Genomic DNA, 23,135 nt, shown 5'->3' on the forward strand with positions numbered 1-23,135 from the left:
TTCTAATGTTCACTTATATATTGATGTACATACAGAGTTTAACTACGGAGTACTCATAACCGCAGTAGTTTTTACATCCGTATTTTTGACCTGTCTTCTATCAGTGACTTATTGCACTACCTTTTATAAAAAAATGAAATTTCTCTACTACATCCACAGTTTCCTGGTTAAGAACAACCGGAAAGGACAATTAAATCTGATAATTACATTGATTTAACGATTAATTTTATGATTATCTATAAAACAGACGTGGGGCAGCCTCCGCCGTTAAGCGGATACATTCAGTTGTTTAATGAGGGGAAAGCTGTACAGCTTTTTGGAGGCCTGTAAATAGGCTTGAAACAAAAGAGGCTGTTTGGTTTAACTTCGTCGCATTAAAGATTTCTTGGATACCCGAAGCAATGGTTCGAAAGTTCAGCCATTCAAAGCGTAAACCTTTTTGCTCCATACGTTTACGCGAAGCGATAATAAGCTCACAAATATTACTGTAGCTCACAACCTTTAAGTCTTTAAAGAACGTCGCAGAGAATTGCTTATAAGAGGCGGCACTTCTCACTGTACCTTCTTCGGCATCCACACACACATTAATACGTTCAGTTGCAAGGTAAGAAGCTCTTTGTAAATACCGAATAACTTTAGCAAAGGATTTAGGAGAAATGAACTCACCGAAACGTAAGGCGTAGTCTTCTTGCAACTGATCATAACTAATCGGTTTCAAACCAGCCTCAGTCGGTTGGCCAACACGACCACCAATGAGATCCGTGTTGGTAAGAATACACGCTAATACCTTAGCCACCAAAGTTCGACACTGAATATTATTGATAGCAGCACCACCCCAAGCAAAAAGCCCAGGGAAACGTTGAGGGTTAGTGATGAACTCTTCACAACCTTTTAGGATAAAGGCATATTCATGGGGAAGGTCTACCCACTCACCAGAACGTAGCAAACGGCGTTTAGAAAAATCAAAGCAAAAGTTAGAGTTCGTTTCCTGCTCACGGCTGACAATCTCACGATTCAAAGCAATCAACTCATGCTTACGGGCTTTACGTTTGGCACGATATTCTTTGTCGTATTGCGATTTAGTTTGAAGAGTATTTTGCTCAGAGAATGACATAACACACCCCAACAGAACTCAAGCACTCGTACAGTGAAATAGGTTCACTGACATAGTAATAGCTTGGACTGAGAGTATGTATAGATAGATCGCACCTAGAGCGCGAGAATTGTGGTTGATTCATAATTTGATTCCTGAGTTTGTAAGTTCTGCTTAGGTGGTAAGTCCAAACAGATGTATTAAATGTATAGTGAAAATCGAAAAAGATCAACGATCAACTTCATGATCTTCAGATACAACAAAGCCAGACCCTCAGGAAGTCTGGCTTTGTTGCTGAATGTTAGCATTAAGGTACCACCCTTAACCACTCATACGTTCTTAATACACTGCGTAAAACTCTACGCAGGTAGCGTGCTATGCAATGCACTCTGAACGTGATTAAGTATAGTGAAACAGAATAAAAAAAACAACCAAAGAAGAAAAGAAACGCTTTCTGAATTAACATCACAAACCAATATCACGGTGTTGCATAAGAAAGGAAATATCATTAGAAGTTAATACCATGGTAAAGGTAAGGTTTAGTTATGAAATTGAAGTTATTGTTTTTCTTTTTTTTTGCTCTTTGGGGTAGACAGGGAATTAGTAAATTATCCTACGTTAAGGATTTGGCCAACGGTACTCACCAGTTAATGCTATGTGCTCCCAACTCAAAGGCGATATATGCTGGAGAAGCTTATCATCGACTTCTACTGCTTTTTCTAAATAGACGGTATTCCAAAGAACAATCGCTGCTGTGACTAAGTTTAAGCCGCTTGCGCGGTAACGCTGTTGCTCAAAACTACGGTCTCTAATTTCAACTAGCTGATTAAAAAAAACTGCAAGTGCATTACGAGCTTCCCCTTTATTTAAACCAACTTGAACTCTCCGCCTGAGATCTGGGCTTTGAATCCAATCCAGCATACGCTCAAGTCGCCCAAACTCCCTTAACGCGAGGGCTAAACCGTTTTGTCTAGGATAGCTCCCTAACTTACGTAAGCTTAGAGAAGCGGTCACAGAACCTGACTTTATAGATGAAGCAAGCCTTAATATGACATCCCAATAATCTTCGATGAGTTTAATGTTGAGTTTTTGTCCTATCATTGAAGACAAAGCTGGAAGCTTCTTTAAAGCCGAGGCCGGAACAAATAGTCGCTTATCATTTAGATCTCTTATCCTAGGAGCAAAGCGAAAACCAAGTAAATGAGTTAACGCAAAAACATGATCAGTAAACCCTGCCGTATCTGTATAGTGCTCCTCTATTCGAAGTTCAGATTCGTGATAAAGAAGCCCGTCTAACACGTGAGTTGAATCTCGTATTGCCGTACTAATGTTTTGCACATGGTAAGGACCGTATTGGTCAGATATATGAGTATAAAACTGTAAGCCCGCTTTTTGCCCATGCTTAAGGTTGACTCTTCCACCATAACTACCACGAGCACCAACTTTAAAGTATTGGCCATCAGATGATGAGGTGGTGCCATCCCCCCAAACATCAGAGTATGGGTGACGTGACTGAAAATTAACTATCTTTGCTAATGCACCTGAATACGTTTCATCTCTGACGTACCAGGCTTGTAACCAAGCTAACTTTGAATAAGTAGTATCAGGGCAAGCTTCAGCCATTTTGCTTAAACCTAAGTTAATAGCATCAGCCAATACGGTAGTCAGTAGTGATGTTTTTTCGGGGGCTTCTTTACCTGTTTTTAAGTGGTAAAACTGCTTTGTAAAGCCCGTCCACTGATCAACTTCTGCCAACAGGTCAGTGACTTTTATATGTGGTAAAAGTCCCACGACTTTTGATGTTAGAAGTTCAGCTTCATACGGAACAAGACGTTTGAGGGGTGAAACCCGCAAACCACTTTCTGAAATTGAGGCGTCTGTCAATAAGGCCATTAGGGCGCACAAACGGTTTCCAACGTTTAGGAATGAACCCTAACGGAGCATTGTTTGGGATACTACGAGTATTTTCCTCATTCATTTTTTGTATTGTTTTTATTGCTTGTAGTAAATCAGAAGCCGATGGGGCTGCTTTAAAGTTAAGAACATTCAACATGGACGGTGCATAACGTCGTAATGTACGGTAGCTATCGGCGACAAAGTGCAAAACATCATAGTTGTTAATCGCTGTAAGTTGTTTAGCCTCGCCAATGTTTTTCTCAAACTGGCTCCAAGGCATCACATTTTCTATTGCATCAAATGGATTTGTCCCTTTCTGTTTGGCCAAGAGCAACGCTTGACCAATTTTCTGAAATTGTTCGAGCTGTTGATGAATATCTTTTGACGATTGCTGTAGTCTATCTGATTGAATTCGTTTTGATTTACTGAAAATATGATCAATAAAGCGATCGTGTAAATTGACTATCTGATCTATTAAGGTGGTACGTGTCTCAACAGCGATTGCAGCTAACGTGGCATAGCGTCTGTTAGATTCGAATTTTGACAAGTCCTTAGTGTCCTCCCTCACGGGATATTTTTAACAATCGATTTTGATGTATAAGTCGGCCTAATCCCTCAGGTAGTTCAAGGTTCTCAACAACAGAAAGTCGCTCTATGTGCAATAAGATATGTTTAGAATTTGCCTTTAATGGCAGTTGGCGCAGCCATACAAGTGTCGATGTATGGGTTTTATCATGGTGGCTTAATAAGCCATTTAATGCTGCTTTTTGATTCATAGTTAGTGCGTTAGTAAGTGTCGAAAAAACTCTTTTTCGACCAGCACTTAATGATTTAATACAAACTCGTTCAATGACAGAGATCGAAGGAACCAAAACTCCTTCTTTTCGAAGCCACCTCACCATTGCTCTAGCCAACTCTATGCTTTTGTCAGTTCGAGTTGCTAACTCGGTTTTGTTTCCTAATTCGGTTTTAGTTAAAAACGCGCCTAAAAGGACTAGTTGTTAGGCTATTACTAACGTTTTAGGCATACCTAACCCTGTCAGCTTATTTAGCGCTTTTATCATGGCCTAAGTCTCACCAACCTGTGCATTGTAGTTTCTTAAACTTAATGTACCGCTGAGCAGTTTCTTCACACGGAACATCGCCGTCTCTGAGAGCGAACGTTTATGGTAGCCGTACTTCTTTTTCCAATGCTTATTTGAACCATATAGCTTCTGACAGCCGACCGCTAGATTGCGGGGATGACCTTGCTCCCAGAAGGCTGCGCCTTCCCTCGGTGGAATAAGCGGAACAGCATTTTTTACGCGAATAGCTTCGTAGCACAACCTCGTGTCGTAAGCACCATCGCCAGATATCTCATTGATTCTTCGGCGGGTCTGTTTGAGTAAGTTTGGAAGTGCTTCTCCATCGCTTACATTCGATAAACTTAATTCAGCGGCAATGATTTCATGCGTGTTTGTATCGACCGCTAAATGTAGCTTTCTCCAGACTCGACGCTTCCCGTCTGTGCCATGCTTTTTGACTTTCCATTCACCTTCGCCGTAGACCTTCAGGCCTGTCGCATCAATGGCTAAATGCTGGATAGCTCCTTTCGTTTTGGGCTTGAACGTGACGTTGACCGTTTTAGCTCGCTTGCTAATGCATGAATAATGAGGACATGACAACGGCAATTGAGCAAGCTTGAAAACAGAATTGATGAATCCTTGCAGACCTCTCAACGGCATTGAAAATACTCGTTTGACCATAAGAGCCGTCGTAATGGCTAAGTCACTAAACAAACGAGGCCTTCCACGGTTGCCTTGCTTGACCTGTTTCCAGTGTTGAATTGCCTCTTCATCAATCCAAAATGTCAGTGAACCACGATTGATTAAAGCTTGGTTATATTGCTTCCAGTTAGTTGTTTTGTAGCGAGGCTTGGCCATTGGTCTAAGTACTTGAGTGAACTTAGCTGATCAGATAGTAGGTTAATGATTTAGTTCCCTGATTTAGGAAACAAAGCCATGGTATGGCTGAAGTTTAGTTGGTCGAGATTGCCGCTCTGGATACACGGGCGCTTTGCTTTTATCTCGGAGGTAAGTGCGAACGGTATTCCTAGAGATCCCCAACTTCTTGGCGATACGGCGGATGCTGCACCCTTGTTGATGTAAAACATGTATTTCCACTAGTTGCTCCTGATTGATCATAATCCGCCGCTTTGTTCATTTACGAGCGGATAGTTTGCCTCAGGTGGGTCAATTTTAAATTGGCGTTAGTGGGTCATTTTTACATCGGCGCTGACACATGGTCAAGAGACGACATGGCATGGTGAATGGGCCTACAAGATCACCAAGAGAAATAAAGCTCTCCCTGAGATCAATTAGATACTGACTGTATTTAAGGTAAGGAATCTGAATCATTCCTTACCTTGTTTCACTGCTTCGATTTTGAATTGTTCGGGATAACGTTGGCTCATGGATACCTCTTTTTAGCTAGTTTATTTAACTAAAAGGCGTCTAGGAAATCAGTGGTAATTCAGACCTATAGGATAGCATCAATATAGATGTGAAGCTTTCCTTGATAACTACTACCGGGGAAATTTTCATATATACGTTCTGATTCACCAGGTGAGGTCTTTATTCCTAAATAAGTGTGTTGCCAGAGCACATCAGATTGCATTTCGTTAATAACATGAGACTCGTATTCCTGATCTATTTCAATATTATTATTTTGAATAGTAGAAATTTCACCTAACTTGTCCGGCGCTTTAAAAGTAATGTCTAATTCGAGAGTATCATCATTTTCATTCTTCATGGCGCATTTGCCATTTTCAGTTTTAGACTCACACGTATACCAAAATCTGAACTCTTCTCTATTACTATAAAATGTGACGCTACTATGCGCTTCTAATGTTTTAGGAGCTAGGCCAGTTGTTAACCATGTATTAAGTCTGTCTTGTAGTGTTAAGTGAGAGGTTTCAGCTTCCACAGCAAAACGATCTGGTACAGTTAAGTCAACAGTAAATTTTAATTCACCATTGACTACGGCAAACGCAGGGTTAGCAGGAAAAACTATGACGCTATTGCTGCCTTGAGTACCATACGAAAAAAAACTGTCACCTTTATAACTTCCTGAGAAGTATTTACCTTTTGGTACACGCATCTCCATGCCAATATCTCTCATGTACATTCCATAGAGTGTATTTCTCATCTTTCCGTTGATGTTTTCATGCATTTTACAATACCCATTTTCAGGTACATATACTCTAAATGTACCACTGGCTGATGAAGAACTGGCATAATAAGAACAATTTTCTGGTGACCCATCCAGCCCGAATTTGCCATCATAATTTGACGTGCCAAATTGAATTTCAGTTTTGTTCACCCTGACATAAACGGGCATTTTATGACCAGAAAGTTCATTTGTTAGAATGATTTCTTTATAGGTGTTACCTTCTAGGTGTATCGCTGGCCAATTAGGATCATCCGGATCAGGAAAATGATTTTTAGAGTCCTCAAATGGAGTGAAATTAAAGCTACTACTCCATGGAACTCCAAAACCCGCAGCGTCCGTAGCGGACAAAATAATATCCTCTTTTACTTCACCATCAATGGGGAGTTCATACTTAAACTCTGTCGAAGATGCATTAAAAGTAATAATAGCAGTGAATATTGAACAAACAATTATAAAAACTTTCATGAGAGTACACTCTGAGGATTCTGAGGATTCCGAGGATTCTGAGGATTCTGAGGATTTATTTTTAGTCATTTCCACCATGCTCACAATGGCATAGTGGAAGTAGTGCGCACCTATTATGCTATTGACTAACCTGCGCAACCATGCATCTACAGGGTATTGGGTGGTCAGCTTGGATGAAAATAGAGCTATGCTGATTTCTGGTGTATGAAAGAGAAAGGAAGTTGCGTTGTAATCTGTTGATGCTGTTCTCCCCAGAACGATTAACCGATAGGTACACCGCATGACTAATAATACTGTTGTTTCACTGAATACACACCATAAGACCCGCTTACAGAACTGATACGTCAAAGGGCTAGATATTTGATTGCACAAACTGTTGAAGCTCAGCTTCAACAGCTTGTGCAACATCAGAATGTAATGGTTAACGGCAAACAACCGTATGCGCCCCATGAACCCACGGGGCGACTTGTCAGTGTTTGAAGTTCCAAGGTAGGAGTGCGTTGATATCAGGCTCAGCTTTTGCCAGCTCCTTCATGCACTTGATCATATAGTCGTAGAGGATAAGACCGTTGGCTTTCGCGGTCTCGATGATGCTGTAAAGCATTGCGCTCGCATCAGCACCGTTTTGTGTGTTTGAGAATAACCAATTTTTTCTGCCAATGACCAGCGGTTTAATTGCGCGTTCAGCGCGATTATTGTCGATAGATAAATGACCATCATCGATATAACGAATGAGCTTCGACCACTGCCCGAGCGTGTATTTTATCGCTTTACCTAATGGGCTAGAGCCTATCACCTTCTGGGTTGTCATCCATTGGTAAAGTTCATCCAGTATCGGCTTGGAATACGCTTGACGCTCTGCTTTCCGTTTTTCGACAGGCGCACCTTTTAAGCATGATTCTATTCCGTAGAGTTTTTGGAATTTAGCCAGCGCCTTATCAGCCTTCCCCGACTTACCTTTCCCTTGAAGCTTCTTAGCATCCATGAACTTACGACGAGCATGCGCTAAGCACCCCACATTAGTGACTTGATGTAGACCATCATAAGCCGCGTAGCCATCGGTTTGTAGATAACCATTGTAGTCGCCTAAAAAGGCAATAGGACACGCCCTCGCGCGACTGTTTTGATAGTCGTACAAGGCGATATTTTTCACATTCGGTAATGCCGCTTCAGGCGAATCAGCACCCGAGCAGTAGAGCCACATATAACACTTCTTCTCTTCCTTGAGCACATTGAGCGGCGTTTCATCCGCCTGAACCACCACTTGTTGAAGTAGGTGCTCTTTCAAGGCCATATACAGCGGGGCGAACTTCTCGCTGACTTGGATGACCCACCTTGCCATCGTGGTACGTGATAACTCGATACCCGACTGGGTAAACAGCGATTCTTGGCGGTAAAGTGACATTGCGTATTGGTATTTGCCAAGAATGATGTTGGCCAGCAAGCTTTCTGTGGCGAAGCTTTTAGGTATGAGGCTCTGAGGGGATGGCTTCTGAACGATACGGCTACTGTCCCCTGTTTTCTCGCACTGGCGACAAGCGTACTTAGGGCGAACATATTCCAATACCTTGAGTACCGCTGGCGTGAACTCTAGCTTCTCGCTGCGGTCTTCACCGATTTTATGCAGGTTATGATTGCAGCAAGCGCACTGCTTTTCATGGTCGTCTACATCGAGTTCGATAACCTCACGAGGCAAAGTCTTAGGTAGAGGTTTACGTTTACCACGCTTTTTCGTTGTGGTCGTCGTTGTCACCTCGACCTCTTCTTCCTTAATGGCTTCACATTCCGCTTCGTTGAAGAGGTCACCTTGTGATTCATCGTAAGGCTTTAACGCCTCCGAGCGTTTCGCGAACTGGCGGTCGAAGGTGAGTTTGAGTTGTTCAAGTAGCGACTGGCGCTCTTGTTTCCACTCGCTTTTCTCCGACATCAGCGTTTTTACCATCGCTTGTAGCTCGGCAATATCTTGACTTTCTGGGTTGATATTTGGCGTCTTTTTCATGGCATTTATTATACTAAAACCGTGCCGTTAACGCTTGGTATATAAGGCTTTATTATCGATTAACCCATTGTAAAATCGTTTATTTTGACAGGTTCATGTCCGATAATTGTGAAACCTGAAAGCAGTCTATCAAGCTCAAATTGAGTGAGGGTAAACACCTTATTTCTCTCTTTTGAAGGCCACTTGTACTTGGCTTTTTCGAGGCGTTTGTACCAAAGAGCAAAGCCTGTTTTATCCCAGTACAAGACTTTGATTTTATCGCGCTGTTTGTTGGTGAATAGGAACAGTGCGCCACTCCCCAAAGGTAAGTCGGTGTCACTTTCGATAATCGCCGCGAGGCCGTTGATGGACTTTCTAAAATCGACACTCTCACGATACAGATAAATCTCTGGAGCGCTAAGCATACCTTTCATGACAACGCTCCAATGAGTTCAGCAAGATAAGTCGCTAGCGTGCCTTGAGGAATGCTCAACTCCACATCATTGACGAGCAATGTCATGTTAGCCGTAGCTATCTGCGCCTGATACTTGGTTGTCTTTTCGACGATTTCGGCTCTAACAAATCCGACAGATTCCGATTGGTTTGCTGTTTGGAGTTGACGCCGCTTGGCGAAGAACGTGGATAAACTCAGTCCATGCTCTTCGCAAAAAACACGCTGGCTAATATTGCTGCTTTCATATTGTTCAAACAGTGTTTGCCATTCTAGATTGGTGCGTCGTTTTGCCATTTCAACTCTCCTTTGGGTTGGAGGGTTGATCTTATTCTTCATGCTGAAAGATTAGAATGTGGGGTTTATGGTGCGCTTACAAACAACCCATTGTCCGCAACGGTTTCTTACCTGAGCGAGCCTTACAGACTATCATTGGGGATGTCGAAGTTCAGCTCTCCAAGGTTCAAAAGGTAAGGAATCATTGAAACTCCTTACCTTTAAAATCAATCCTTTACCAAGAATGAATAGCTCGGGACTTAGCGGTGTTAGCATATTGACTGGCACTTTCAGGTCTTATGCCAACGGCAATGAAGGGTAGGATTGTTAAAATTATTCACTCTTAGATAAACTCGAGTGAAATAATTTTAACAAAGGATTAATTATGAAAAAGTTAGCAATTTTTGCACTTCCTCTACTTCTTGCATCTACTGTTCAAGCAGCAGAAACAACAACCATCCAATTGTCAGCGGATGTACCTAGTGATTCATTTCACTTCCGTCCTATTACTCCAATCACGGGTGTTCAACAATTTGACTGGGACCTGTTGAATGACAAGCTACAACCTATGTCTTATGACTTTTCTTTCAATAAAGGCGGCGCTAATGATTCAGTAACAGCTACGCTTGCGAATGATGTTCAATTGACTAATGGTGCTGATCAAATTCCAGTAATCGTTAGTGTTGGCGGTGTCACTTTAACGACTACAGCGGCGAATGTTGTAGAAGAAAGTGACGCGCAGACGGGTTCTAAAACTCTGACCCTCACGCCTAATGCTACAGGCCGAGCTGCTGCTGGTTCATATACTGGTACAGTTGAAATTGCATTTGATGCGGTTTTGAAGACGCCATAAAGACTCAAATAAAAGGGAGATGGGTAACAAACATCTCCCTCCATAACTTAAGTCGGTAGTGATAACATTTATGTCTGTTTGCAAGTTTTTACTATATCTCGGATTGTAAATGCTGAAACAAATGACTTGTGTTTGAATTACCCATTAAAAGAAGGCGTGAAATTAGTTTCTCTAGTGACAACTGATATGGCTTTTCTTTGGAATACTGCATTTGATTACAAAAGTAAGGTCGGTGATCATTCGATATCAGACCAATCGTTTTAGAAAACTTCCTAACAAGTCATAAGCAACGCTTTACGCTAAATTATATCAAGCGCAAGTTAGATTTGGAACTTCGAGTTATCACGAAAAGTGGAGGCTTGACGATTGTAATTTCATTTCTGATTCAGGGGCGGGTCTTTCAATATTTTTCCCAGAGAATGACTCTAAAAACCCCTAAAGGACAATATTACGCTGGTAAATATAGAACTCGTGGGAGTATTAAATATGGACCTAATAGTTGTGGGCATGTACTACTAGAATGAATTTTTTAACAAAAGGGATGTGTTTAAATTTTGGTATGCGCGTAAAATTAAAGCTTAAACTGGTCAATGTATTATGAAAAATGAGCATAATTATTTCTTGGGATCATATGTATCATTAACTCCACCGAGATGTTTAGGTGAAATATCCTCTGACGCTATTGTTTATAACATAGAATTTGACACACATCATAGCTTTAAAGTGACAAAGCACGAACATTCTTAAATTAAAATCTTAAAATTTAAACAATTGATGGCGAGTCGGAGAGGATGTTTGAAGATTCCCCCAGTTCAACATGCAAAGAGAATTTACATCTATATGTTGATGCCTAGATTATATATTTAGTCGTTGATTTATCATTCGCAAAGTCAAAGTTATTATGTTTTTGTGCCAAAGGACTTTAGCTGAATTACAAAATGAGAAAATTTATGAAATTAAAATATGGTATTTTCTTAGCTCTATTTATAAGTAGTTCACCTAATGCTGAGTTATTCTGGAATGACCTTTACGATGAGCCTAGGCTGCTTTCATTAAATATGGATAAAAATAATGAATTATTAGGTTTCTTTAAACTATCGTTAAATGGTGATTTAAAACTTTTAGAAATTATCGATGGTGACCCTACAACGACTGGAGTTGATTCTCTTTTATCTGGGATCAATATGAAAGAATGTAATGCGGGACATTGCGATAGTATATCTTATATTGTCTTCAATAAAAATACTGGTGTATTGGAAGCTATAACAAAAAAAAATGACCTTAAAACTGATACGGAATCGACAAAGTCTTTTCGACTTGGACTACAATCTATTGCGTCTAATGATAGCCTTTCTACTGAATTGTCAGCTACTACATCACTATATGACTATCAAATAGTGACAGATGGATTAATGCAGAATAATAAACACTGGGATGACAGTTATAGATTAAATAATGCATACATAAAAAAAAATATGGGTGATAAAGTTTTAATGTCTGGACTGTTTACAACAGATAATGTTAATTCTGGATACAACGGTAGCATTAACGCACAGGCGGTGAGCGCACTTGGAATGTCAATTAATTCTAGAGATTTGCGTGATTCTAATAGTGATGTAGAACGAAATATATTTCTATCTTTGACTGACGAAAGCTATGTTGAGGTTTATAAAGGAGATCAGATGATTGATAGCTTAGTGCTTGGTTCTGGTCTCAATAAGATTGATGCATCGTTATATCCAATGGGTAATTACGTTGTTACAATAAAGGTTAAGTCTAGAATAACGGATAAAAACTATGAGTTAGAAGAGTATGTATACTCATCAGATATTAAAAGAAGCTATGGTATAGGGTTTGGTTTACCCTATAATTCCTTTGAAAGTAACTTAGAAGGTGATACCTTTTATATGTCTGCATTTCTCAATTCACCTCTGACTAAGGCCACATCTTACGGTGTTATTTTTGATTTGTATGGTGACCAAGTAAACTTAGGTGCGAAACTGAACTACAATATGGACTTTCTTAAGCTTTCTGTTGAACCAAAACTAGTTGAGGACGATTTTTCAGTAAACCTTAATAGTGCGTACTCCGGTGAATTTAGTTCGATTAACAACTATATGTTACTCGAAGAAGATCGATTTTACTCTAGTACGAATTTAATGATTAGATTGAAAGACTTAAAATCTTTGAGGTTAAGTCACAGGTATGATAATAACCAAAAAACGTCTAATGATTTAGAATATCATGAACTTTCATTATCTTACGATAAAAACTATAGATGGAAAGGACTGAATATAAGAGCTAACTATGTTATTTCAAATCGAGTTGAAAGAAGCGCGGATATTGACACTACATTTGGAGTAAACTATTCAATAGGGTTTGACCAAAGTAATAATTTTGATATTGGTGTTTCTTTACGGAACAATGACGGCGAATCTAGTACATTTTATAACGTAGGGTATCAAAAACGTCTAGATAACGATGTTCTCCAGAGCGCATTCATTTCCGCTAATTCTGATGGGAAAAATAGTCATTTATGGGACACAGGTGTAAATTTCGATAACGAGGCTATTAAGGGAGCAGTAAGAGTCTCTGGAGCGGCAGGTAAAAGTAATTTTGATGTAACAGGAAATGTTAGCGCCAACCTTCATAGTGACTTTTCCAATATTAATGTATCGTCCTCTACTGCTAACTCTGGTCTTATTGTCAAGTTAGATAATAACAGTGATGATGAAGTAAGAATGTTATCAAATTTTGGTCACATGACTTTAAAAAATGGAGACAATTTTATCCCTTCACCAGCAGGAGAGAATATTGATGCTGCATTTTTTAGTGATAGTAACTTTGAACTTTCTAGGAAAAACTTTTCAACAAAGATATTGGAAAATGGGTACACGTTTGTTGACGTGTCTGTCATGCCCACAGTTACCGTTATCGGTAGGCTCATAACAAACGATGACTCAGATATGTCGAGTCATTTGATCAAAAATCATGCTTCTGAAACATACGCTAACAAAAATGGTTACTTTATGTTAAACGTTGACATGGAAAATCCTAACATTATTATTGGCGATAAAATTATTTATATTGATTTAGTAGACCAGGATTCTAATCATCCAATTTATCTTGAAGATATATATATTTAACTTATCTGGAGTTTATAATGAAACGTTTATTGATTTCTATTTTTTGTTTGATAGGTGTTATTATTAGCCTGTCTGTTAATGCATCTATACAGCTGAGAAGTATATATTTTAATATGGATTCTCCAATTATTACTGAATTCATATCTAATAGTAGTAGTGAAACACCTATTTTTGTTAAAGCTGAAGTGTATAAATTAAGGTTTGATCCCGATCAAGAGCAGTTTGTAGAAGTGGAATTGGATGATGAACGAGAACTAATGTTGACCCCAAATAAGTTTGTCATTCAACCTAGAAAAACGATCCCTTTCAAATTAATAGGTAAAATGACCGATCAGTTTGAACGTTACAGAGTTAGGTTCCGAGCAATAAGCCCCAATGACGCTATGGAGTCATTTGAGGAATCAGATTTGAATGGCATAGACTTGCCTGAAAAAACCACAGCAAGCGCAGAATTATTGATTTCTTATGGTTCTGTCGTCTATAAAAATCCAATTAGAAAGAACTTCGATACGAAAATAAATAAAAAAAATGGCAAGATAGAGATAAGAAATGATGGGAATAGTGTTGTACTATTAACTAGAATAAAAGCATGTAAAAATAATGAAGAACAAAGCTGTGAGTTTTTACCTGATTATTTTGTTGTTCCGGGTCAATCTTCATCTATAGCGGGTGATAGAGTGACTTTTGATGTTGTTGAAAATGGTAAAAGTACACATTTCAATTAACGTTACCTATAAAAATAATTTCGCATACTTGCCAAAGTACGCGTTGATTTTTGTAGGATGAGATTATCTCCTTAACCTAAGAAGTTCATTGCTGTAAATAGAAATTAAAGCTAGGCTTAGTGTTGTTGGTGATAAATAGGGGAGAATAAACAAACGCAGATTTAATCGATGATATAAAATATTGCCTCGTTCTTGATATTGTTAAGTCAAAACAAACTCTGAACCTGATTAAATCAGAGCGTATCAATAAGGAGTTTAGTTTATGATATCGTAGGATCGAAATATGAGGCGAAATTATAGTTATGATGGGAAGTAAGTTCTTAAAAATTGTTTTATAAATTTATATTTTCTGGATTATTTTAACACATCGTAATTGTTTGTATTTTTGTTTTAACTATTTTATTTTTTAATTCTTTGAAAGGATCAAACCTCGACATTTACTAAAAAATCAAGTGTAAACAAAACATACTGATGATTTATGGTCAATGAACGATCTTTACTTAAGAAGTATTATACCTGCTGAGAATACTATGCGAAAAATAATGTTGCTTACTAGTTTAATTAATTTTCCTGTACTGGCTGTAATTCCTTCATCTCAATTTTTTGTTGGTGTTAAGGGGGGGTACCAATGGGTTCTCGACGAGAATCACTATAACTTAGACCCAGAAGGCACAAATTTGGGTTTAATTTCAGGTCTATACGGCGGGTTACAGTTAACCCCTCTTTGGCGCTGGGACTTAGGTTATCAATATCATAATGAACTAAAAGCGGATGCCACATCTGCTAACACTAAGACTTGGTTGATTGAAAGTGCTTTGCGTTATGATTGGCACCTACAAAATGACCTAAGCTTATACGGTCGATTTGGGCTAGCTTATTGGAACATGGAAAAAATGGAGTCTTTTTCGAGTAAGAACGACACCGCTGGCTTTTCTCCTCTCAGTGAAGTGGGGATTGGCTATAATTTTGATCATGACTTTCAATTATCGGCAGGCTATCAATATATTTATAATATTGGTAAAGGTACGGAAAAGTATGATAGTCAGGGATTGTTGGTGAGTTTTACCTACTTTTTTGGCGGCACAGCGAAACCAGAGTTAGTCGAAACGGCTGTAAGCCCTATTGTTAAAGATGTTCCAGTTAAGGAAATAGTCACAGTAAAGCCCCCTCCTCAGATAACGACAACGACCTTTTCAGGTATAGCATTTGATTCTGACTCAATCGACCCGAGTCAAGAATTAACTGAAATCGCTTCATTTTTAAAGTTTTACTCATCAGCTAAGGCCATTGTGATAGGGCATACTGACTCTACAGGTTCAGCGTTCTATAATCAAAAGCTTTCCGAGCGTCGTGCTCAAATGATCGTCAATAAACTGATTGAATTGGAAGTCACACCGACTCAGCTTGAGTGGCAAGGTAAAGGTGAATCGCAACCTGTTGTTAATAACAATACAATTGAGGAACGAGCTAAAAATCGCCGAGTTGAAATCACTATTCACAATCTCTGATTTCATGACTTGATTAACACAAAATGTTACTGATTGCAATCTAAGTAATGTGCACAAGCAAGTACGTATTACTTTAAGGTAAGGAATCGGAATCATTCCTTACCTTAAATTGACGGTTGAAATACAGCCCGACAACTGGCGATCAGTAGGCTGCATCTTCGGGCGCTTCTGTTTTAATTTGCTCGATGTCCATAGACATCTTTTCCCTCTTAGGGTTTTGCTTTTAGTGGGTATTTGTCAGGATTTTTAATTCCATCCAAAGTTAAATCCACATCCAATTCAGGCCAGTAATAACCATTACGACCTTGCTTTTCAACATTAAATACCGCATTGACTGGCGCAGTCTTAAACCAAGGAAACTCTTCAGAGCTTAAAAAGTGCTCCTCATTCTCTGCTAGTAATCAAAGGCCACTTCGGTTAACCCCTAAGACCTTAACCGAAGTGTTTTTTCCAAGCTGCTCTGATTTCATCTTCATGCTCTCTTAGGGGTTTGAGGTCCAACGGAACGAAAACGTACGGTAAGCCCTAATTGAACCGGCGACGGTGTCGCCTGAGCGGCCCACGGCCGAAAACAAAGAGACTCAACCGACTAGGGTGCTTTGCATGAATCGTTTATCCTATAGACCATGTTTCCGAATAAGCCCATCAAACAACGCTTCAATGCCAACGATACTTGGCTGAACTATCTCAATCAACATCGGGAAACCCTCCGAACCGTCGTTATTGAAAACGTCACCAAGATGCTCGCTTGCAGTACCGCCGCTTTTGGCTCTAAAGAGTATCGATGCCGCCATGCTAACTGCACCCATCACAAATACATTCACCAGACGTGTAAATCTCGCTTTTGCAGCAGTTGTGGCATTAAAGCGACAGAGCGGTGGATACGAAAGCAACAACATGTCTTTCCTGAGTGTGAGTATCAACACGTTACGTTGACGCTTCCACATACATTGTGGCCCATCTTATCGATTTCTTCTCAATCATCTCTTTAGTTGCGCAGCCAAAATATTCTTAGAATGGGCAAAGTAACTGGATATCGATATCGGGGTGTTCTGTGCACTTCACACCTACGGCAGAAAGCTGAATTGGAATGTGCACATCCATTTGTCTGTCACGCGTGGGGGCTTATGTAAGAGGACAGGCCTATGGAAGCCCATTTTCTTTAAAGCGAAGACCACTGAAAAGTGTTGGCGTGCCGCCATCACTCAACTTCTCGGCTCCCATTACTCAGAGTTAGATTTGAGTGGAGAGGGCTGCCCTTTCATTCGCAATGAGCAAGATTGGTCACGATTTTTAACCAGCCAATATTGCCGTCGATGGAAGCTGCATTTTGCAAAGAAAACGGCCAATGTGACCCCCACCATGACTTACATGGGCCGATACCGCGGCCGCCCATATCAGCGTCTAGGTTACGACATGATTTCCAGGGAGGCTTAGTGACGTTTGATTATCTTAACCACAGGAATGGTCGGACGGAGTCCCTCATTTTGAGTCCAGAAGCACTGATAGAGCGCATGATTGAGCATATTCCAGATAAGCACTTCAGAATGATTCGATACTTTGGTTTTCTATCGAACCGACGTCGTGGTGAGATGCTCCCTAAGGTCTACGATGCCTTAGGTATCGCCACTAAAGACTCACCAGAAATGCCCGGTTACGCCGCCATGCTGAAAGGGTATGTAAAGGTTGCCCCGTTTGAGTGCATTCTTTGTGGGCACCGTTTAACGTTTCTTCGCTTTAGAGTTAGGGAGGCACTATCAGAGCTGGTCCATCATGCTCTGATTCAATCCCAAATCAGGTCAATTTAGGTTTTTCGTAGGATTAGTGTATCTGAAATAGCGAAAACAGTGTGAAAGTGTTCAATTAACACTCGACTTTAAATTGTAGTGTAGGAGTTAGGTCAGTCACACATTTATTTTGACATGAGTTAAGCCACAATAGTTCAAGGTAAGGAATGATTCAGGTTCCTTACCTTCTAGTTAGTGCTTACGCAACATATCAACATCAATGGTTGATTTCGTCCACTCTGAATCAACGTCGCCTCGAATCGTAATTCTATCATTAGGGGTAATATTCTGCCCCAACCATACATCATTATCGATTTCTATCTGTATTTCACCAGTCTCATCTTTGAAAAGGTAATCTTCTTTTCCCAATGATTTTGTGATGTAACCTGTCAACTCGACATAAGTATCATCTTTTGCAGATAAAGCAGCTTTGACAGTATCAATCATATTGATACTTGGACCAGTAAACCCAGCGAAAGCCATGTTAGAAGCGAGTAATAACGTACTAAATAAAGAGATCTGTTTCATAGTGTTACCTAGCATTTAATTAAAAGTAATAAGCTGTTGATACGTTAAATGAAGCAGTATTCGCATAGCTATCTGCTTGGTATTTTACATTTGCTCCGATACTCAGCTGAGGTAACACTTCATATTCGGTACCGAATGCAATCATACCACCCCATTCGTTTGTACTCTGTGAGTGATGTGATAGCATATTGTTAATTTCAACATCATCGTTAATGAGTAGCTCTAACTCTTCATACTTGCCAGCTTTCGACTGGTACTGAGTGTAAGTCACACCAGCTTTAAACTTTACGCTCCATTTGTCATCCATTGCATAGGTATAAACAGGAGCTAAAGAGATTTGCTTCGTTTTAATCGATGAATCCCAATCCATTTCCTGCCAATAATCCTTCCCGTCAACACTAACAATACCTAAATCATTTGAGCGGCTGTCATCTAACTCATACTGGCTATAACCTAGTTCTAACGCCCAAGACTCGTTGAAGGCATAACCAACAAAAGCAGTCGCAATACCGTCATCCAAATCAGGATTAAGAGCCATATTGTCAGCAGCAAATTGTGGTTCAAAATCATGATTAACCGAACCATATCCATACTCTACACCGACATAAGGTGTTGCCATCGCAGGTAAAGGACTAATAATCAAAGCAGCAAGTAATATTTTTTTCATTCTAAAATTCTCATCTCAATTTCGTTGATGGAAATCTTATAAAAACAAACGTGAAGCGTTTGTGAAAAGTGAGATTGATATCATGTTTTTTTGAAATTTACTGTTGATATGAAGTACTGTTCCTCATCTAGGGTATTAAAATCCCATCCCATTCGCTCACAAATTCGCTCTACAATCGCCAATCCACAGCCATAACCAGAATTATCCGTTTGATTCCCATCATGATGATTTGAAATTTGAAGCTGAGTTCGATTGAGCTGAATGTCAACATCACCAAAGCTGTAACTATAGGCGTTCTTCACTAGGTTATTAATCACAATAACCATGAAGGTCAATGGTGCAAAAATATAGCAAGGTTGTTTAGGTTCAATTTCAAGCCAATAAGAAGCATTCTGACGTAAAAACAAAGGCTCAAGCTGGGCAAGCTGCTTTTCTAGCAAGTTATTGAGATCATGCTTTTCATAGTAGCTCGCATCAATATTCTCTTTACCGAGTAAAAGAAAAGCCTCGGTTAATACTTTCATATCATCACTGGCATTTTCTATACGTTTAATGGCTTTGTGTGCAACTGGTGGGGTATCGGGGATCTTGCTAAGTAGCTCTGCTGAACCTTGAATGATCATAATGGGAGTTCTGAGCTCGTGGGAAGCAAAGCGGCTAAACTCCGTTTCACGCTGAAAGTAACCTGCGATATTTTGCTTACTATTGAGCAATGCCTGTTCAATCTTCCTTGTTTCAGCAAAGTGTGTTTCAATCGAAAAGTCGTCATGTTCAGGAGACATCTGAGCAATTTTCGCCTCCACTTGCCACAATGGCTTTGAAATAGCTCTTACCATATAACTGCCATAGCCCAAAATAAGCAGCGATAAAACCACACCAAGAACAAAAGTGTAATAATGTAAGTTATCTTCATAACTATCTAAGTAATCATCTGCATCGTCCTGGAAAAGGATGTACATCAGTCCCTTCTCTGATGGATGCGAGAACACAATAAAATGTTTATCTTCCTCGCCTAGCAAATGCTCATAAAATCCCTGTTCATCATATTGAATGAGCCAATCAGGCATCGATTCTTCTTCACTCCAAAAGGTTTTAAACTCATTTTCATTTGGTAGAGGAGAATTTTCACCAAAATCACTATAGAAACGAGTATACGCCGATGCTTCCGTATCTAACCAATGGTGTAAGCTGATCCTTTCTAGTTGATATTCAGCCACATAGATCACTATCCAGAACAGACTAAACATAGCCAATGTCACAGCGCCGAAACTCAGCCGTATAGTTCGGTAAATGCTCATTGGTGACTGAGTTTCATTTTTTAAGTCGGTAGCCTTGCCCATGAATCGTTTCCAATCTTGTGTCTGTAAAATCTTTATCTAATGATGTACGTAAACCATAAATATGACTTCTAAGCGAGTCACTATTAGGAGATTCTTCTCCCCATATCGAAGTGATAATTTGCTGGCGAGTAACAATGGTTGAAGGGTTTTGAAGTAATACTTTCAATATTTGCGTCTGAATTCGACTTAATTTAATTAACACTCTTGCGCGAGTCACCGTTTCGGTTTGCGTATCAAACTCAATGTCAGCAAATGTCAATATTCCTGTGTCTAACCTTGGGCCTCTTACAGATAGGGCTTGCAAGCGCATAAATAGCTCTTCCATAGCGAAAGGTTTCAATAAATAATCATCACCACCGGCTTTAAAAGCGGCCATTTTATCTTCGAGAGTATCTTTCGCGGTTAAGAATAACGTTGGTGTTTGACAGTATAATTGAGAACGTAACGTTTTAACCGCCATAATACCATCCATGTTGGGCATCATGACATCCATGACAATCACGTCGTAGTGTTGTTGCTTTATCAGTTGAAGTGCAGCTTCACCATGATAAGCGCAATCCACTATGACGCCCATCATCTCCAGATAATCCGCAATAGTCTCTACCACATGGTGATTATCATCAACTATCAGTACTTTCATTTTTCTATAGCCTAAATGTTAAAAGCCAGTAGCAAATTACTGGTCTTTGATGACGGTTATTCGTGTATTAGTCGTCGTTTAGTTCTATCTCAAAAGCAATATTCTGGCTATTAATAATCGTACCTTCAACTTCAACCCGGGCTCCGTTTAAATTACTTCCCCCTATGTTTTCAAAGCGTGTCTGAGCATCAATAACGATGGTTCTGTTGCTCATTGGTAAATCCGCATAATCTTCACAGTAGGACATTTCAAAGGTGCGCGTTTGCATATTGTAATTAGAGGCGAAGCCTTCGCATTCAAATTCATTATGTGACCAGGTATCATCTAGGTCTGACTGTTCAAATTCAATGACGGTTGCTATTTGTTGTTGATTTTTTACAACTGACGTCACTTCCACTTCTTGACCGAGTATTAAATCTGTCTTAGTTCCATCTTCAAAACGAGTCTGAGAGTTGATAGTAAAAGTACCGCGATAGTTAAGGGATAGGGCGCTATAGTCATTTGCCACCCAAGTCACGATACCTTCTATTTCAATATCACCATCAACGTGTTCGTAACCCTCAATATCGACCTCTCTGGCTACAAAAATATCACCTTGTAACTCACCTTCAACTTCAACCCATTGACCTGTATTCAATTGAGTTAAGTCGGAGTAAGAAACGGTAATGTCCTGCCCCAGTTGGAACGTACCAGTGTTATGATCAATACTGAATATCCGTCCTTCCAGTTCGTAGATACTACTCAAATGTGGGTAATCATTCTCAACATCAATTTCCACAACAGAAAGCACCTGGTAGCCAGCATCGACTGCAGGTTGGGAAGACACCAATACCCAATCCCCGACTTCAATGTCGTTATCTAACCCATCAAACTGAAGTTGTACGCCATTCACTGTAAAGGTTTTATCTGAGTGATTGATAGCACTCACGTTTCCCGTTATTGTTGGCTCAAGCTCAATCCTTGCTACATCATTGGCTGCGGATTCAACTCTAACCAGCATATCAGGTTGAACATCCGTCAAATTAATCGTGGTTTCTCCATAGATTACACTTGATACCTGATAGGTATAACCATTGACAGATAGCGTGTTTTTGACTGGATTCACTGACTCGACAGCGCCTATTAATGTGCTTGGCCGTACTGGATCAGAAGGGAGAGTCGTACTATTAGAATCACTTCCACCACATCCAGCTAAGGTGATACCGAGAATAGGAATCAAGATGAATTTTTTCATTGTTTTGACCTTACATAATAAATAATTTTCATTATGTATTATGTGGTGTGAAGCAAACGTGAAATTTCAGATGTACCATAGATTTTTATTTAATGTGACATTTGAACCTGCGACGATGTCGCCTGAGCGGCCTACGGCCGAAAACAAAGAGACTCAACCGACTAGGGTGCTTTGCATGAATCGTTTATCCTATAGACCATGTTTCCGAATAAGCCCATCAAACAACGCTTCAATGCCAACGATACTTGGCTGAACTATCTCAATCAACATCGGGAAACCCTCCGAACCGTCGTTATTGAAAACGTCACCAAGATGCTCGCTTGCAGTACCGCCGCTTTTGGCTCTAAAGAGTATCGATGCCGCCATGCTAACTGCACCCATCACAAATACATTCACCAGACGTGTAAATCTCGCTTTTGCAGCAGTTGTGGCATTAAAGCGACAGAGCGGTGGATACGAAAGCAACAACATGTCTTTCCTGAGTGTGAGTATCAACACGTTACGTTGACGCTTCCACATACATTGTGGCCCATCTTATCGATTTCTTCTCAATCATCTCTTTAGTTGCGCAGCCAAAATCTTCTTAGAATGGGCAAAGCAACTGGATATCGATATCGGGGTGTTCTGTGCACTTCACACCTACGGCAGAAAGCTGAATTGGAATGTGCACATCCATTTGTCTGTCACGCGTGGGGGCTTATGTAAGAGGACAGGCCTATGGAAGCCCATATTCTTTAAAGCGAAGTTAAACTCTCTGCTATTGAGCAAGTGATGCACACACAAGGCATCAATGACCGGTATCTATCGAATACCACCGAAACCACCCTCAAGCACGACATCAAGTATGCGCTCTCCATACTGACGAAAGAGCAACAGTCACCCCTGCAAGAAAAAGCGGTGAACTTTGCTCTTAATCACCTCTCTGAGCGAGAGGCCGCTTTCACGCAAAAAGAACTGGTGGTCGAAGCCATTCGCTACGCCTTTGAAGAGACCAATCAACCGATTGTGAAAGAGCAAATTGAAACAGAGCTCGCCAAACGCAGTGACGTCCTCTCTGCCGAATACAGCGATGGCACACGCTGGACAACCCAAGCGGCGCTAGAGACAGAAAAGCATATATTGCGGAACATTGATCAAGGTAAAGACCAACACACCCCTTACGCGTCATCAAAACAAGTCCAAGACTATCTTGATACGCAGCCACGCCTCACCCAAGGTCAAAGAGATAGCATTATGCTTATCTCAAACCACCAAAGACAGCTTTGTGCCCGTGCAAGGGTTAGCCGGAACGGGTAAATCCACCATGCTTGAGTCCAACATTGAACTGATTCAGCACGC

16 protein-coding genes and 8 pseudogenes are annotated in these 23,135 nt (G+C 40.2%); 8 read left to right on the plus strand and 16 right to left on the minus strand.

The features are described from left to right. Positions 1-289: 289 nt before the first annotated feature. The 7 genes and pseudogenes from SJY39_RS19160 to SJY39_RS19190 all read right to left on the minus strand — a co-directional run bounded on the left by SJY39_RS19160 (position 290) and on the right by SJY39_RS19190 (position 6,664). Positions 290-1,114: a hypothetical protein gene (locus SJY39_RS19160; RefSeq protein WP_390242616.1), complete on the minus strand. Its 825-nt coding sequence runs from the start codon at positions 1,112-1,114 to the stop codon at positions 290-292. A 597-nt stretch (positions 1,115-1,711) separates the two neighbouring features. Further along, a pseudogene (locus tag SJY39_RS19165) lies at positions 1,712-3,461 on the minus strand (Tn3 family transposase); the annotation flags it as partial. A 79-nt stretch (positions 3,462-3,540) separates the two neighbouring features. Further along, entirely contained in the window at positions 3,541-3,765 is a 225-nt protein-coding gene (locus SJY39_RS19170; RefSeq protein ID WP_390242618.1) for a hypothetical protein, read from the minus strand. 69 nt (positions 3,766-3,834) lie between these two features. Then, positions 3,835-3,924, minus strand: a pseudogene (locus SJY39_RS19175) (hypothetical protein); the annotation flags it as partial. A gap of 66 nt (positions 3,925-3,990) precedes the next feature. Continuing rightward, positions 3,991-4,911, minus strand: a pseudogene (locus SJY39_RS19180) (IS5 family transposase). A gap of 63 nt (positions 4,912-4,974) precedes the next feature. Next, on the minus strand, positions 4,975-5,172 hold the full coding sequence (locus SJY39_RS19185) for a helix-turn-helix domain-containing protein (protein ID WP_390242620.1): 198 nt from the start codon (positions 5,170-5,172) through the stop codon (positions 4,975-4,977). 334 nt (positions 5,173-5,506) lie between these two features. After that, positions 5,507-6,664 (minus strand): hypothetical protein, encoded by a 1,158-nt coding sequence (locus tag SJY39_RS19190; RefSeq protein ID WP_390242622.1) that lies wholly within the window; start codon positions 6,662-6,664, stop codon positions 5,507-5,509. A gap of 280 nt (positions 6,665-6,944) precedes the next feature. Here SJY39_RS19190 and SJY39_RS19195 point away from each other — a divergent pair. Continuing rightward, positions 6,945-7,099 (plus strand): annotated as a pseudogene (locus SJY39_RS19195) (IS256 family transposase); the annotation flags it as partial. Between the two features lie 34 nt (positions 7,100-7,133). Here SJY39_RS19195 and SJY39_RS19200 read toward each other — a convergent pair. Genes SJY39_RS19200 through SJY39_RS19210 form a run of 3 tightly spaced genes read right to left on the minus strand, consistent with a single transcriptional unit; the run spans position 7,134 to position 9,390 of the window. Continuing rightward, complete coding sequence (locus tag SJY39_RS19200) at positions 7,134-8,663, minus strand: IS66 family transposase (RefSeq protein WP_390242624.1); 1,530 nt, start codon at positions 8,661-8,663, stop codon at positions 7,134-7,136. Positions 8,664-8,722: 59 nt separating this feature from the next. Continuing rightward, on the minus strand, positions 8,723-9,076 hold the full coding sequence (gene tnpB / locus SJY39_RS19205; RefSeq protein ID WP_390242626.1) for an IS66 family insertion sequence element accessory protein TnpB: 354 nt from the start codon (positions 9,074-9,076) through the stop codon (positions 8,723-8,725). Next, entirely contained in the window at positions 9,073-9,390 is a 318-nt protein-coding gene (locus tag SJY39_RS19210; RefSeq protein ID WP_390242628.1) for an IS66 family insertion sequence element accessory protein TnpB, read from the minus strand. Before SJY39_RS19210 ends, tnpB begins: the two co-directional genes overlap by 4 nt. A gap of 364 nt (positions 9,391-9,754) precedes the next feature. On the opposite strand from SJY39_RS19210, the gene SJY39_RS19215 reads away from it, so the two are divergent. The 4 genes from SJY39_RS19215 to SJY39_RS19230 all read left to right on the plus strand — a co-directional run bounded on the left by SJY39_RS19215 (position 9,755) and on the right by SJY39_RS19230 (position 15,601). Then, entirely contained in the window at positions 9,755-10,222 is a 468-nt protein-coding gene (locus tag SJY39_RS19215; protein WP_390242630.1) for a CS1 type fimbrial major subunit, read from the plus strand. A 950-nt stretch (positions 10,223-11,172) separates the two neighbouring features. Then, on the plus strand, positions 11,173-13,368 hold the full coding sequence (locus tag SJY39_RS19220; protein WP_390242632.1) for a TcfC E-set like domain-containing protein: 2,196 nt from the start codon (positions 11,173-11,175) through the stop codon (positions 13,366-13,368). Positions 13,369-13,385: 17 nt separating this feature from the next. Continuing rightward, on the plus strand, positions 13,386-14,093 hold the full coding sequence (locus SJY39_RS19225; RefSeq protein WP_390242634.1) for a hypothetical protein: 708 nt from the start codon (positions 13,386-13,388) through the stop codon (positions 14,091-14,093). A gap of 485 nt (positions 14,094-14,578) precedes the next feature. Next, positions 14,579-15,601: an OmpA family protein gene (locus SJY39_RS19230; RefSeq protein WP_372098731.1), complete on the plus strand. Its 1,023-nt coding sequence runs from the start codon at positions 14,579-14,581 to the stop codon at positions 15,599-15,601. 209 nt (positions 15,602-15,810) lie between these two features. Here the strand turns inward: SJY39_RS19230 and SJY39_RS19235 are convergent. Beyond that, positions 15,811-15,978 (minus strand): annotated as a pseudogene (locus SJY39_RS19235) (DUF2442 domain-containing protein); the annotation flags it as partial. A gap of 249 nt (positions 15,979-16,227) precedes the next feature. Here SJY39_RS19235 and SJY39_RS19240 point away from each other — a divergent pair. Further along, positions 16,228-17,409, plus strand: a pseudogene (locus SJY39_RS19240) (IS91 family transposase). A gap of 171 nt (positions 17,410-17,580) precedes the next feature. On the opposite strand, the gene SJY39_RS19245 reads toward SJY39_RS19240, so the two are convergent. The 5 genes from SJY39_RS19245 to SJY39_RS19265 form a co-directional block, all read right to left on the minus strand. Further along, entirely contained in the window at positions 17,581-17,916 is a 336-nt protein-coding gene (locus tag SJY39_RS19245) for a YgiW/YdeI family stress tolerance OB fold protein (protein WP_390242637.1), read from the minus strand. Between the two features lie 19 nt (positions 17,917-17,935). Next, positions 17,936-18,583 carry an AcfA family outer membrane beta-barrel protein gene (locus SJY39_RS19250; RefSeq protein WP_390242639.1) on the minus strand — a complete coding sequence of 216 codons (648 nt, stop codon included), beginning with the start codon at positions 18,581-18,583 and terminating at the stop codon, positions 17,936-17,938. Positions 18,584-18,663: 80 nt separating this feature from the next. Beyond that, positions 18,664-19,923: a histidine kinase dimerization/phospho-acceptor domain-containing protein gene (locus SJY39_RS19255; protein WP_390242641.1), complete on the minus strand. Its 1,260-nt coding sequence runs from the start codon at positions 19,921-19,923 to the stop codon at positions 18,664-18,666. Next, entirely contained in the window at positions 19,895-20,563 is a 669-nt protein-coding gene (locus tag SJY39_RS19260; protein WP_390242643.1) for a response regulator transcription factor, read from the minus strand. The genes SJY39_RS19255 and SJY39_RS19260 overlap by 29 nt, the downstream gene beginning before the upstream one ends. 67 nt (positions 20,564-20,630) lie before the next feature. Further along, positions 20,631-21,797 (minus strand): DUF5666 domain-containing protein, encoded by a 1,167-nt coding sequence (locus SJY39_RS19265; RefSeq protein ID WP_390242645.1) that lies wholly within the window; start codon positions 21,795-21,797, stop codon positions 20,631-20,633. A gap of 198 nt (positions 21,798-21,995) precedes the next feature. Here SJY39_RS19265 and SJY39_RS19270 point away from each other — a divergent pair. Together SJY39_RS19270 and SJY39_RS19275 are read left to right on the plus strand one after the other, a co-directional pair. Beyond that, positions 21,996-22,542 (plus strand): annotated as a pseudogene (locus SJY39_RS19270) (transposase zinc-binding domain-containing protein); the annotation flags it as partial. Next, a pseudogene (locus tag SJY39_RS19275) lies at positions 22,539-23,135 on the plus strand (conjugative transfer relaxase/helicase TraI); the annotation flags it as partial. The pseudogenes SJY39_RS19270 and SJY39_RS19275, both read left to right, overlap by 4 nt.

The organism is Vibrio sp. R78045, from assembly GCF_042466085.1.
Taxonomy (GTDB): domain Bacteria; phylum Pseudomonadota; class Gammaproteobacteria; order Enterobacterales; family Vibrionaceae; genus Vibrio; species Vibrio cyclitrophicus.